Source organism: Pseudocitrobacter sp. 2023LY-00077, assembly GCF_055796175.1.
Genome location: NZ_JBSPEI010000010.1, coordinates 204,031 through 216,557, shown reverse-complemented (window position 1 = coordinate 216,557; position 12,527 = coordinate 204,031). Strand labels below are relative to the sequence as shown.

Sequence of the window (12,527 nt, the reverse complement as noted above, 5' to 3'; positions counted from 1 at the left end):
TCAGGCCTCCCGGCTACGCGCACACATCATAGTCGCTTCGCAAACAACCTTGCCGTCAACCAGCGCAACGCCTTTAAAGCGAGTCAGGCCGCGACGGGTTTTCTCGAAGGTGACTTCCATAATCATCTGATCGCCAGGCACAACCGGGCGCTTGAAGCGCGCTTCGTCGATACCTGCGAAATAGTAAAGTTCGCCTGGTTCCAGTTTACCCACGCTTTTGAACGCCAGAATACCGGTCGCCTGCGCCATCGCTTCCAGAATCAGCACGCCAGGTAAAATCGGCTTACCAGGGAAGTGCCCCTGGAAAAACGGCTCATTTACGGAAATGTTTTTCACTGCGCGCAGAAAACGACCTTCTTCAAAATCCAGCACGCGATCAACCAGTAAGAACGGGTAACGGTGCGGCAGAAGTTCTAAAATCTCTTCAATGTGCAGAGTATGAGTGTCGGTAGTCAAAATACTCTTCCTGTCAAAATATACTGAATGGCAATAATAACACGGCCTGCCGGATTTTCAGAAAGCCGACAGGCCGATAAATGTCGCTCCGTCATCACAGGGCTTAGCCCAGTCAATTCGGCGACAATCCAATGTGGGTGACTGTTTAGTCTTGTTGATTGATCTTGCGCTCTACAGCTTTCAGGCGCTTGCTCATATCATCAATATTCATCACCAGTGCTGCTGTCTTACGCCACGCCTTATTCGGCTGAAGCGGAATACCAGAAGAATAGACGCCAGGCTCAGTAATCGGGCGCATCACCATACCCATGCCGGTTACTGTCACTTTGTCGCAAATTTCCATGTGTCCGTTAATGACGCTGGCACCGCCAATCATGCAGTAACGGCCAATTTTCAGGCTACCGGCCATAATGACGCCGCCGGCGACGGCGGTATTGTCGCCAATCACCACGTTGTGCGCAATCTGGCACTGGTTATCAATGATAACACCGTTGCCGATCACCGTATCGTCAAGTGCGCCACGGTCAATGGTAGTACAAGCGCCGATCTCCACGCGATCGCCAATAATCACGCGACCTAATTGTGGAATCTTCACCCAGTTACCGCGATCGTTGGCATAACCAAAACCATCCGCGCCGATCACGGTGCTGGACTGGATCAGGCAATTCTCACCGATCTCGATGTCGTGGTAAATACTGACGTTTGCCCACAGACGCGAGCCGGCACCGATTTTCGTCTTTTTACCGACGAAAGAGCCTGCGCCAATCACCACGTTATCGCCAAGCACAACGTCCGATTCTATCACCGCGTTGGCGCCGATAGAGACGTTTTTGCCGAGCGTCGCCGTAGGATCGATGACTGCGCTGGGCGCGATATCCTGCGCCGGTTGCGGCGTGGTATCTAAAATTTGGGCCATACGGGCGTAAGTCAGGTAGGGATTCTTCACTACCAGCGCCGCGCTTTTGGCAAAAGGAAGATCGTCTGCGGTCATGACGACTGCAGAGGCCTGGCAAGCGGCCAGGTGCTCACGGTATTTAGGATTCACCATGAACGTAATATGGCCTGTGGTCGCGGTTTGCATGGACGCGACAGCGGTGATGACGATATCGCCATCACCGTGTAATTCCGCATCCAACTGCTGCGCGAGATCAGCCAGTCGAATTGAAGGCATTACTTATTTAACCTGTTTCAGTACATCAGCGGTGATGTCTTTAACATCGCTGCTGTTGAATGCAACGGCGTTAGCGTCAACAACCAGGTCGATGCTCTGGCTGCTTGCAACAGATTTCACAGCAGTCTGGATACGAGTAACCAGTTTGCCGCGCTCTTCGTTGGTACGACGCTGGCGATCCTGCTCAAATGCCTGAGCTTTCTGTGCGAAAGTCTGGCGCTGAGAAGTGATGTCTTTTTCCAGCTTGGTGCGGTCTGCACCTGCTTTCATGGATTGCAGACGCTGCATTTTAGACTGCAGGTCGCCTTCCATACGCTGAAGTTCGCCGGCACGGCCTTTGAACTCATTTTCCAGCGTGCTGGAAACACCGGTTTTCTGTGCAACTTGTTGGAACAGGTTGCCCATGTTAACAATTGCGATTTTATCTGCTGCCTGAGCAGACGCAGCCATTGCTAAACCTAAACCTGCAGCTACTAACCACTTTTTCACAATAAAACTCCTTACCATCCCATGCGTACCCGAAGGTACCGTTTTTTGTGTGGCCCGAAGGCCACTTAACGCTATGCCTATACAGCGTCACTACACTGCACTGCATTCCTTTGCAAGTGAGCAATTACCAGGTTTTACCAATGTTAAACTGGAATTGCTCGGCTTTGTCTCCATCGTATTTCTTGAACGGCTGGGCGTAGGAGAAGACCAACGGCCCCAATGGGGACATCCATTGTAATGCGATACCCGCAGACATACGGATGTTGCTTGGATCGCTGTAGTCAGGGATCCCCGCAGCACGTGTCTCTGCAGTGTCTTTCCAGTTAGTATCCCACACGGTACCCGCATCCCAGAAGACAGAAGTACGAATAGAGTTCGCGTATTTATCACTCACGAACGGCGTAGGTACAATCAGTTCCATGCTGGCAACAGCCATGGCGTTACCGCCGACTGCATCATCTGAATCACAGATGCCAGGTTTGCCGTCTTTGGTGGTTTCACAGTTATCGGTACCCGGGCCATAGTAAGCCGCTTTAGGACCGATGTTGTTCGACTGGAAGCCACGCACGGTGCTGGAACCACCGGCATAGAAGTTTTCATAGAACGGCAGTTCTTTGCCGCCCAGGCCATCACCGTAACCCCAACGTGTACGACCCAGAACAACCCACTTGTGGTCGTCATCAATCGGGAAGTAGGACGCGGTATCCAGCGTGACTTTATAGAACTCGTTATCAGAGCCCGGAATCGTGACCTTACCGTTCAGGTTAACGCGCGAACCGTCCGTCGGGAAGTAGCCGCGGTCCAGTTTGTTATACGTCCAACCATAGTTGAAGGTGAAGTCATCCGCCGAGAAGTTATTATCATCAGACGTCGTGCTGGCATTCTGACCAATTGAATCCAGATAACGGTTCATCGCTACCTGCGGCTGCATGTTAGACAGGTCGTTATGGACATAGCCCAGACCCGCACGCAGCGTGTTGTATTCGTTGATCGGGAAGCCCAGCGTTCCATCTAAACCATAACTTTTGTTGGTATAGGAGGAGAGGTCCGCATCATCCGCTTTAAAGTCATTGTAGAAGATACGACCGCCGAGGCTCACGCCATCGACCGTAAAGTACGGGTTGGTCACAGAAAACTCAGAATAGGTCTGGTAGTCGTTCTTGGTGCCGTTGATACCAACGGAGTAGCCCGTACCTAACCAGTTATCCTGCTGTACGCCAACCTGGAAGCTGACGCCGCTTTCCGTACCGTAACCGATACCGAAGTTGAAGCTACCGGTGTTACGCTCTTTCACCTTGTAAACCACATCCACCTGGTCCAGGCTGCCCGATACGCGTTGGGTGTCGGTATCGACGGTTTCGAAGTAACCCAGACGGTTCAGACGCTCTTTACCCTGGTCAACTAAATCGCTGCCCAGCCATGCCCCTTCCATCTGACGCATTTCGCGACGCAGGACGGCATCTTTGGAAGTGTCGTTACCTTCAAAGCGGATTTTGCGCACGTAGAAACGGTTACCCGCATCAACGTTCACATGCAGCTTAACGGTTTTATCCGCATCGTTGATTTCAGGCTGAGACTGAACGCGCGGATAGGCGTAACCATAGCGACCCAGAAGCTTTTTAATGTCATCTTCCATTTTGGTCACTTTGGTGCCGTTATACAGCTCGCCCGGCTCGATTTTGGTCAGCGCTTCGATTTCAGCGGAGTGCCCGGCCAGATTGCCGCTCACCTGTACGCTATCGAGTTTGTACTGATCGCCTTCCGTCACGTTAACGGTGATGTAGATGCCTTTTTTATCAGGCGTCAGGCTCACCTGCGTGGAGTCGATGTTGAAACGTGCGTAACCGCGATCCAGATAGTAGCTGCGCAGGGTTTCAAGGTCGCCCGCCAGTTTCTGTTTCTGGTATTTGCGATCGCCCACCACGTTCCACCACGGCACTTCATCACGCAGCTGGAAATTCGAGATGAGATCTTCCGTGCTGAACGCGTGGTTACCCACGATGTTGATCTGCTGGATTTGCGCGGAGACGCCTTCCTGGAAGACCAGTTTCAGGTCGACACGGTTACGCGGCAGCGGGGTGACAACGGCTTTTACGCTCGCGCTGTATTTACCCACGCTGTAGTAGAAGTCTTCGAGCCCTTTTTCGATATCCGAAAGCGTGGTGCGGTCAAGAGATTCACCCACGCGAACGCCAGATGCTTCAAGGTTCTGCTTGAGCATGTCATCTTTCACCGACTTGTTGCCGGAGAAGGTGATGCTGGCAATCGTTGGACGCTCTTTGACCTGTACCAGTAACGTATCGCCGTCTCTCAGGACGCGAACGTCCTCAAAGTTGCCAGTGGCAAACAGTGCGCGAATGGTATTACTGATATCGTCATCAGTTATGGTATCACCAGGACGTACTGGCATACTGAGGAGGGCCGCACCAACAGCGACTCGCTGCAAGCCTTCGAAATGAATGTCCTTCACTACGAACCCGTCAGCACCGTATACGGTCGCGCTGCTAAACAGCAGCGACGCTATAAGCAACTTTTTCATCGCCATCGTTATTATGCGTTCTTCCTAACTAACTCTCATAACCGAGAGAAATCATTGAAAAGTGCAAGCCCCATTAACAACACCAGCAGTATTGAGCCAATGCGATAACTAAAGTCTTGAACTCGCTCGGATACCGGACCGCCCTTCAGCTTTTCAATCGCCAAAAACAGCAGATGGCCCCCATCTAACACGGGGAGCGGGAACAGGTTGATGATGCCCAGATTTACACTGATGAGCGCAAGAAACATCAGATAGTAAATCAACCCGTACTCCGCTGACATCCCAGCCCCCTGAGCGATCGAAATCGGCCCACTGAGGTTGTTCAGTTTGACGTCACCGGTGATCAATTTTCCCAGCATGCTAACCGTCAGCTTCATCAACTGCCACGTTTTATCCGTGGCCTGGGCGATGGCGCTGAACGGCCCATACTGGCGCACTGTTTTGTATTCGTCAGGCAGCGGGATAACTTTTGGTACCACACCCGCAAACCCTTCCGCCTTTCCGTTACCGTGTTTTGTATCCGGTATCAGCGTCAAAGACAAGGGACTCCCCTGCCTTTCGATATCTAACCGCAGTCCTTTACCGGGGTTATCACGCACCAGCGTGACAAACATCATCCAGTTTTCCAGCGGCTGACCATCGACTTTAACGATCCTGTCGCCAGCTTGCAAACCGGCTTTGCTGGCAGCAGAGTCGGCCTGAATCTCGGCGAGGACAGGTTCAATCTGCGCACCGCGCGGGCGAATACCGAGTGAAGCGATAGGATCTTCTTTATCCGGTTCGAACGCCCAGTGCTGCAAATTCAGGATTTTATCCTGACGCTGTTCACTCCCGAAAGGGGCAACAGTGAGGGTGGCGCGCTCGTCGCCAATTTTAGCGACCATCGCCAAACGCACTGCATCCCAATCAGGCGTTTCGATACCATCTACGGCTTTTAGTTCCGTACCTGGTGCAATTTGTGCTTCTGCCGCAATCGAATTGGGGGTTATTTCACCGACAACCGGACGAACGCCAGGGACGCCGATGATAAACACCAGCCAGTAAGCGAAGATGGCAAAAAGGAAGTTGGCGACAGGGCCGGCAGCAATAACGGCGGCGCGCTGGCCGACCGTTTTGTTGTTGAATGCGAAGTGGCGCATCTCCGGTGCAACCGGCTCGACACGCTCATCCAGCATTTTGACGTAGCCGCCCAGGGGGATAAGGGCGATAACAAATTCGGTGCCGTGTTTATCAACACGACGCCAGAGCGATTTCCCAAAACCAATTGAAAAACGCTCTACGCGAACGCCACAGCGGCGAGCAACCCAGAAGTGACCAAATTCATGGACGGTGATCAATACACCCAGGGCAACAATAAATGCCGCCAGATTCCAGAGTATGCTCAGCATAGACCCATCCGTTAAATCGTCCTGAAAACTAACAACAGCAAGCACGCGAATACAGGAACCGCCGCCGTCAGGCTGTCAATACGGTCCAGAATTCCGCCGTGACCGGGGATCAAATGTCCACTGTCCTTGATGCCGGCTTCACGTTTAAACATGCTCTCGGTCAGATCGCCGAGCACAGAAGCCAGCGCAGCGACAATGGAGCATATTAATAGGGTTGAGGGGGCTACGTCCAGATTTGCCCACAATCCATAGGCCCAGGAAATAACCGCAGCCGTTAACAGGCCGCCGATGAATCCTTGCCAGGTTTTCCCCGGTGAAACTTTAGGCGCCAGCTTATGTTTGCCAAACAGTTTGCCAAACATATACGCGCCGGAATCCGCACCCCATACGAGGATCATGACATACAGCAGCCACAGCGCACCGCTGTAGTGGTTATCGTCGTAGTGCCATGCGCGCAACGCCACCATGCCCCAGAAGAACGGCACGATAGTCAGCAGGCCAAACAGCAGACGCAGCGTTTTTGAATGACGCCATGACGACGCTGAACCCGGATAGGTCAGCACCAGTAACAGCGCCACGACCCACCAGGCCAGTGAGGCCCAGAGCGAAATCTCAACAACCGGTTGATGGAGGTTATGATGATACTCAGGAAGCAAGAAGAGCATCACCGCCAACAACAGGCCGCAAAGTACCGCCAGCCACACCCGCTGCGTACGCGAGCTAAATCCGCTCAGTTGTCCCCATTCCCACGCGGCCAGCATACAGACAACCAGCGTAACAATGGCGAACCCGACTGGCGGCAGCAAAAACAGCGCCGCAATAACAACGGGTATTAAAATTAATGCAGAAATCAGGCGATACTTCAGCAAAAGCTACCCCCATCAGGCCTATTCGCCACCAGGCTCGGTGCCGCCGAAACGACGCTCGCGATTTGCAAAAGCATGCAGCGCACCCTCAAAGTCTTGTTCATCGAAATCGGGCCAAAGAACATCGGTAAAGTAAAGTTCAGCATAGGCGATTTGCCAGATAAGAAAATTACTGATGCGATGTTCTCCCCCTGTCCTAATTACTAAATCCACGGGAGCCAGTTCATGCATGCAGATTTGCTGACTCAGCAGATCTTCACTGATGTTGTCGGGACGGAGTAACCCTTCCTGAACCTGTTCAGCCAGTCGCTGAACTCCCTGAATAATATCCCAACGCCCACCATAATTAGCGGCGATATTTAACGTCAGCCCGGTATTATTTTCGGTTAACGCTTCCGCTTTACGGATGCGCTCCTGTAGGCGGGCGTTGAACCGGCTGGTATCACCGATGATACGCAACCGTACATTGTGGCGATGCAGGCTTTTTACTTCGCTATCAAGCGCCCACACGAAAAGCTCCATCAATGCGCTAACTTCTTGCTCGGGGCGGTTCCAGTTTTCACTGCTGAACGCATAAAGGGTTAATGCTTCAATGCCATTATTCGCCGCATACGACACGGCGCGGCGAACAGACTTCGCCCCGGCTTTATGTCCAAAGGCGCGAATCTTCCCTTGTCTCTTCGCCCAGCGACCATTGCCGTCCATGATGATAGCCACATGGCGACACCCGTGGGCAGGCACATTTTCGCTGATTGGTTGATTAGCAGACAACATAACGCGTTTTTAGTCCATGAAAAGGAATGAGCGGTACCCCGGAATACTGATATTTCTGTCGCAAAAAAGCCGTGTTGAAGCACGGCTTTCACGATTGCCCCTGAAAATAGAGGCGCAATCGGTGGCGCAGACTATATCACTGAAGCCAGACGCTAACAAATACCATGACAGTTCCCAGGCTGATAATCCTCAGCTTGCGAAACGCATCACTTGTTTTCGCGCCACATCACGCGCATGCGCGTCAATCACCAGCACCTCATCGACGGACTGCGGCTCCGCAAGCGACATCGCGTCAATCACGGCCAGGTTCGCCGCCGCGATATCGGTAAAGCGAATCTGCGAATCCAGGAATGCGGCAACGGTAATTTCGTTCGCCGCATTCAGTGCGGTTGTCGCCGCCTGCCCCTGCTCGAACGCGTCCATCGCCAGCTTAAGGCAAGGGTAACGATCGTAATCCGGTTCGCTAAACGTCAGTGCGCCCAGTTTGCAGAAATCGAGCGGTTTAACGCCTGATTCCGCACGTCCAGGCCAGGCCATCGCATTGGCGATAGGCGTACGCATATCCGGCTCGCCGAGTTGCGCAATGACGCTGCCATCTTTATAGCGAACCATCGAGTGGATCACCGATTGCGGATGAATCACCACTTCCATTTGCGCGGCAGAGGCGTTAAACAGCCAGCGGGCTTCAATGTATTCGAGACCTTTATTCATCATGGTGGCAGAGTCGACGGAAATTTTACGCCCCATCGACCAGTTCGGATGACGGCAAGCCTGATCCGGCGTCATTGCGCGCAGTTCACTGATTGGCGTCTCACGGAACGGGCCACCAGACCCGGTAAGCAGAATGGACGTAACGCCATGCTGCCCGAGATCAGCGTACCCCAGGTCTTGCTGAAAAGTTTGCGGCAAACTCTGAAAGATGGCGTTATGTTCGCTATCGACCGGTAAAAGTTGCGCGCCGCTGGCTTTCACCGCTTCAAGGAACAGGCGTCCGCAGGTCACCAATGACTCTTTGTTCGCCAGTAAAACCGTTTTGCCGGCATGAATAGCGGCAAGCGTCGGTACCAGGCCCGCCGCGCCCACGATGGCGGCCATCACCTGATCAACGTCGTCCAGCGCGGCCACCTCACACGCCGCCTGTTGCCCGCACATCACTTCGGTGCGGCTACCGTGTTCACGCAGAGCGATTTTCACAGCTTCGGCGCTATGGGCGTCATCCATCACCGCGAAACGCGGAGAAAACTCCAGACACTGCTCGACCATGCGATCGACGTTTTTACCGGCTACCAGCGCGGCAACGGAGAAATGGTCAGCGTTATGGCGCACAACGTCCAGCGTGCTACAGCCAATTGAGCCCGTTGAGCCAAGAACGGTTATTTGCTTCATGAAAGGTCCAGCTTAGCGACTTGAAGGGTGAAGAGTATAAATGCAAAACGCCGCCAGCAAAGCGATACGCTTCCTGTACGGCGTTTTTCCTGCAAACGAATGCAGATTAGAACTGCATCAGTTCCGCTTCTTTATCTGCCAGCGCCGCATCAATTTTCTTGATAGCTGCGTCGGTCAGTTTCTGCACGTCGTCCTGAGAACGGCGATCGTCATCTTCGCTGATCTCTTTTTCTTTCAGCAGCGCTTTCACTTTGTCGTTCGCGTCGCGACGGACGTTACGCACAGAGACACGCCCCTGCTCAGCTTCACCGCGTACCACTTTGATCAGGTCTTTACGACGTTCTTCCGTCAGAGCCGGCAGCGGAACGCGGATATCGGTACCCGCAGAACTTGGGTTCAGACCAAGGTCAGACGCCATAATCGCTTTTTCGACAGCCGGGCCCATAGAACGGTCGAACACGTTGATTTTCAGCGTGCGGGTATCTTCTACCGTTACACTTGCCAGCTGACGCAGCGGAGTTGGGGTGCCGTAATACTCAACGACGATGCCGTCCAGCAGGCTGGGAGAAGCACGACCCGTGCGTATTTTGCTGATTTGGGTTTTGAACGCTTCTACGCATTTTTCCATGCGCACTTCAGCATCTTTTCTGATATCGCTAATCACGTTACGAATCCTTGAAAACTTGTCTCAGTCAGACCAGACGGTAGCACAGATGCGCTAAGTATAGTCCTGTTTAAAATATGCCACCGGGTAAGTGACCCGCATGATTAAAGCGGAATCTTACCCGTATTTGGCCTCGACGGAAATTATTCCGTGATTAAAGTGCCTTCTTTTTCGCCCATGACCACGCGACGCAGTGCGCCAGGTTTGTTCATGTTGAAGACGCGAATCGGCAATTTATGGTCACGAGCCAGCGTAAACGCCGCCAGATCCATGACTTTCAGTTCTTGTTCCAGCACGTCGCTGTAGGTCAGCTGTTCGTACATGGTCGCCGCAGGATCTTTCGCCGGGTCAGCGGTAAATACGCCGTCAACTTTGGTCGCTTTCAGCACCACGTCGGCTTCGATTTCAATACCGCGCAGGCAGGCTGCGGAGTCGGTTGTGAAGAACGGGTTACCGGTACCTGCGGAGAGGATCACCACGCGATTGTTGCGTAGCAGGCTAATCGCCTCTGCCCAGCTGTAGTTGTCGCACACGCCGTTCAGCGGAATAGCAGACATCAGGCGAGCGTTCACATAGGCGCGATGCAGTGCGTCACGCATTGCCAGGCCGTTCATTACCGTGGCCAGCATGCCCATGTGGTCGCCCACAACGCGGTTCATACCCGCTTTCGCCAGACCTGCACCGCGGAACAGGTTACCGCCGCCAATCACTACGCCAACCTGAATGCCCAGTTCAACAAGTTCTTTAATCTCTTGCGCCATACGGTCAAGGATGCTTGCGTCAATACCGAAACCTTCAGTCCCCTGCAATGCTTCGCCGCTCAGTTTAAGCAGAATGCGTTTGTAGACGGGTTTTGCGTTGGTAGCCATTTTCTTTCCTGCGAGTGTCACGAATGGGATGATTTAAATCAGGTGACATCATGCGCTTTCTGCCGATTTGCCCCTATAAGAGCTGGCTGATTTTCACATGACGGGTACAAAAAGGAGCCGCCCTGAGGCGGCTCCGAACAGTACAATTAAGACTGTTTAGACATTGCAGCAACTTCTGCTGCGAAGTCAGCTTCAACTTTCTCGATGCCTTCGCCCACTTCAAAGCGGATGAAGCCAGTCACGTCAGCGTTGTGCTCTTTCAGCAGCTGGCCAACGTTTTTGCTCGGGTCCATAACGAAAGGCTGACCAGTCAGAGAAACTTCGCCGGTGAATTTCTTCATGCGGCCTTCAACCATTTTCTCTGCGATTTCTTTCGGCTTACCAGACTGCATCGCGATATCCAGCTGTACCTGGTATTCTTTCTCTACCACTTCAGCGGACACGTCTTCTGGTTTAACGAATTCTGGTTTGCTTGCAGCAACGTGCATTGCCAGGTGTTTAACCAGCTCTTCATCAGCGCCTTTAGCCGCAACCAGAACACCGATGCGCGCACCGTGCTGGTAGCTACCCAGAACGTCGCCTTCCAGGATTGCAACGCGACGGATGTTGATGTTTTCACCGATTTTAGCAACCAGTGCAACACGCTCTTCTTCGAACTGTGCTTTCAGGACTTCAACGTCAGTCACTTTGCCAGCAACAGCTGCGTCCAGAACTTTGTCTGCGAACGCCTGGAAACCACCGTCTTTAGCAACGAAGTCAGTCTGGCAGTTAACTTCCAGAATCACGCCGAAGTTGCCTTCGATTTTGGTTTTGATCACGCCGTCAGCAGCAACGTTGCCTGCTTTTTTAGCCGCTTTGATCGCGCCAGATTTACGCATGTTTTCGATTGCCAGCTCGATGTCGCCATTAGCTTCAGTCAGTGCTTTTTTGCAATCCATCATGCCTGCGCCGGTACGTTCACGCAGCTCTTTTACCAGGGATGCGGTAATTTCAGCCATTCTAAAATCCTCGGAAGAGTGATCCGCCCGGCCTGATAACCGAACGGATTTAAAAAAGTGAAAAAGGGGCCATAAAGGGCCCCTTAACCAAACTTGATACTACCTGGTCTATAAGGGGGCTCTAACGAGCGTTCCTTATTATTCAGCTTCTACGAAGCTTTCTTCAGCCTGGGAAGCCAGGTCAGAAGAACGGCCTTCACGAACGGTAGCCGCTACAGCGCTCAGGTACAGGGTTACAGCACGGATTGCATCGTCGTTACCCGGGATAACGAAATCAACGCCGTCTGGATCGGAGTTGGTATCAACGATAGAGAACACTGGGATACCCAGGTTGTTCGCTTCTTTGATAGCGATGTGCTCGTGGTCAGCATCGATTACGAACAGTGCGTCCGGCAGGCCGCCCATGTCTTTGATACCGCCCAGGCTGTTTTCCAGTTTCTCAAGCTCACGAGTACGCATCAGCGCTTCTTTCTTGGTCAGCTTGTCGAAAGTACCGTCCTGAGACTGAGTTTCCAGGTCTTTCAGACGTTTGATGGACTGACGAACGGTTTTCCAGTTAGTCAGCATGCCGCCCAACCAGCGATGGTTCACGAAGAACTGGTCGCAGCTGTTAGCAGCTTCTTTCACCGCTTCGCTTGCAGCGCGTTTAGTACCAACGAAAAGGATTTTACCTTTACGAGCAGAGATCTTGTTCAGTTCAGCCAGAGCTTCGTTGAACATCGGTACAGTTTTCTCAAGGTTGATGATGTGAACTTTGTTACGCGCGCCGAAGATGAAAGGCTTCATTTTCGGGTTCCAGTAACGGGTCTGGTGACCAAAGTGAACACCAGCCTTGAGCATGTCGCGCATGGAAACAGTTGCCATGATTTAAAACCTCTATAGATTAAGTTGGGGTTATGCCTCCACGTATCCCATATTACCGACCCC

At 52.7% G+C, this 12,527-nt stretch carries 12 protein-coding genes; all 12 read right to left on the bottom strand.

Translation table 11 applies throughout. The features are described from left to right. A complete protein-coding gene (fabZ, locus tag ACWWFX_RS14820; protein ID WP_015965836.1) occupies window positions 1-456 on the bottom strand; it encodes a 3-hydroxyacyl-ACP dehydratase FabZ in 456 nt (151 codons plus the stop codon). Window positions 457-601: 145 nt separating this feature from the next. Beyond that, a complete protein-coding gene (lpxD, locus tag ACWWFX_RS14815) occupies window positions 602-1,627 on the bottom strand; it encodes a UDP-3-O-(3-hydroxymyristoyl)glucosamine N-acyltransferase (RefSeq protein WP_456147182.1) in 1,026 nt (341 codons plus the stop codon). A gap of 3 nt (window positions 1,628-1,630) precedes the next feature. Then, window positions 1,631-2,116 (bottom strand): molecular chaperone Skp, encoded by a 486-nt coding sequence (skp, locus tag ACWWFX_RS14810; protein ID WP_276221604.1) that lies wholly within the window; start codon window positions 2,114-2,116, stop codon window positions 1,631-1,633. A 124-nt stretch (window positions 2,117-2,240) separates the two neighbouring features. Further along, entirely contained in the window at window positions 2,241-4,661 is a 2,421-nt protein-coding gene (gene bamA / locus ACWWFX_RS14805) for an outer membrane protein assembly factor BamA (protein ID WP_473224135.1), read from the bottom strand. 29 nt (window positions 4,662-4,690) lie between these two features. Beyond that, window positions 4,691-6,043 (bottom strand): sigma E protease regulator RseP, encoded by a 1,353-nt coding sequence (gene rseP / locus ACWWFX_RS14800; RefSeq protein WP_015965840.1) that lies wholly within the window; start codon window positions 6,041-6,043, stop codon window positions 4,691-4,693. A gap of 11 nt (window positions 6,044-6,054) precedes the next feature. After that, window positions 6,055-6,912, bottom strand: a complete 858-nt coding sequence (gene cdsA, locus ACWWFX_RS14795; protein ID WP_041686315.1) for a phosphatidate cytidylyltransferase — start codon at window positions 6,910-6,912, stop codon at window positions 6,055-6,057. A gap of 18 nt (window positions 6,913-6,930) precedes the next feature. After that, window positions 6,931-7,683, bottom strand: a complete 753-nt coding sequence (ispU, locus tag ACWWFX_RS14790) for a (2E,6E)-farnesyl-diphosphate-specific ditrans,polycis-undecaprenyl-diphosphate synthase (protein ID WP_015965842.1) — start codon at window positions 7,681-7,683, stop codon at window positions 6,931-6,933. 189 nt (window positions 7,684-7,872) lie between these two features. Further along, window positions 7,873-9,069 (bottom strand): 1-deoxy-D-xylulose-5-phosphate reductoisomerase, encoded by a 1,197-nt coding sequence (ispC, locus tag ACWWFX_RS14785; RefSeq protein ID WP_473224134.1) that lies wholly within the window; start codon window positions 9,067-9,069, stop codon window positions 7,873-7,875. 106 nt (window positions 9,070-9,175) lie between these two features. Continuing rightward, window positions 9,176-9,733 (bottom strand): ribosome recycling factor, encoded by a 558-nt coding sequence (frr, locus tag ACWWFX_RS14780; RefSeq protein ID WP_276221616.1) that lies wholly within the window; start codon window positions 9,731-9,733, stop codon window positions 9,176-9,178. A 143-nt stretch (window positions 9,734-9,876) separates the two neighbouring features. Beyond that, window positions 9,877-10,602 (bottom strand): UMP kinase, encoded by a 726-nt coding sequence (pyrH, locus tag ACWWFX_RS14775; RefSeq protein WP_276221617.1) that lies wholly within the window; start codon window positions 10,600-10,602, stop codon window positions 9,877-9,879. Between the two features lie 146 nt (window positions 10,603-10,748). Further along, window positions 10,749-11,600 carry a translation elongation factor Ts gene (tsf, locus tag ACWWFX_RS14770; RefSeq protein ID WP_015965846.1) on the bottom strand — a complete coding sequence of 284 codons (852 nt, stop codon included), beginning with the start codon at window positions 11,598-11,600 and terminating at the stop codon, window positions 10,749-10,751. Window positions 11,601-11,738: 138 nt separating this feature from the next. After that, complete coding sequence (gene rpsB, locus ACWWFX_RS14765; RefSeq protein WP_015965847.1) at window positions 11,739-12,464, bottom strand: 30S ribosomal protein S2; 726 nt, start codon at window positions 12,462-12,464, stop codon at window positions 11,739-11,741. Between the last annotated feature and the right edge of the window lie 63 nt (window positions 12,465-12,527).

What these genes read in the sequence shown, in the direction of transcription:
- tsf (WP_015965846.1), bottom strand. Translation starts at nt 11,600, where the DNA reads ATGGCTGAAATTACCGCATCCCTGGTAAAAGAGCTGCGTGAACGTACC.
- rpsB (WP_015965847.1), bottom strand. Translation starts at nt 12,464, where the DNA reads ATGGCAACTGTTTCCATGCGCGACATGCTCAAGGCTGGTGTTCACTTT.
- rseP (WP_015965840.1), bottom strand. Translation starts at nt 6,043, where the DNA reads ATGCTGAGCATACTCTGGAATCTGGCGGCATTTATTGTTGCCCTGGGT.
- ispC (WP_473224134.1), bottom strand. Translation starts at nt 9,069, where the DNA reads ATGAAGCAAATAACCGTTCTTGGCTCAACGGGCTCAATTGGCTGTAGC.
- bamA (WP_473224135.1), bottom strand. Translation starts at nt 4,661, where the DNA reads ATGGCGATGAAAAAGTTGCTTATAGCGTCGCTGCTGTTTAGCAGCGCG.
- lpxD (WP_456147182.1), bottom strand. Translation starts at nt 1,627, where the DNA reads ATGCCTTCAATTCGACTGGCTGATCTCGCGCAGCAGTTGGATGCGGAA.
- ispU (WP_015965842.1), bottom strand. Translation starts at nt 7,683, where the DNA reads ATGTTGTCTGCTAATCAACCAATCAGCGAAAATGTGCCTGCCCACGGG.
- pyrH (WP_276221617.1), bottom strand. Translation starts at nt 10,602, where the DNA reads ATGGCTACCAACGCAAAACCCGTCTACAAACGCATTCTGCTTAAACTG.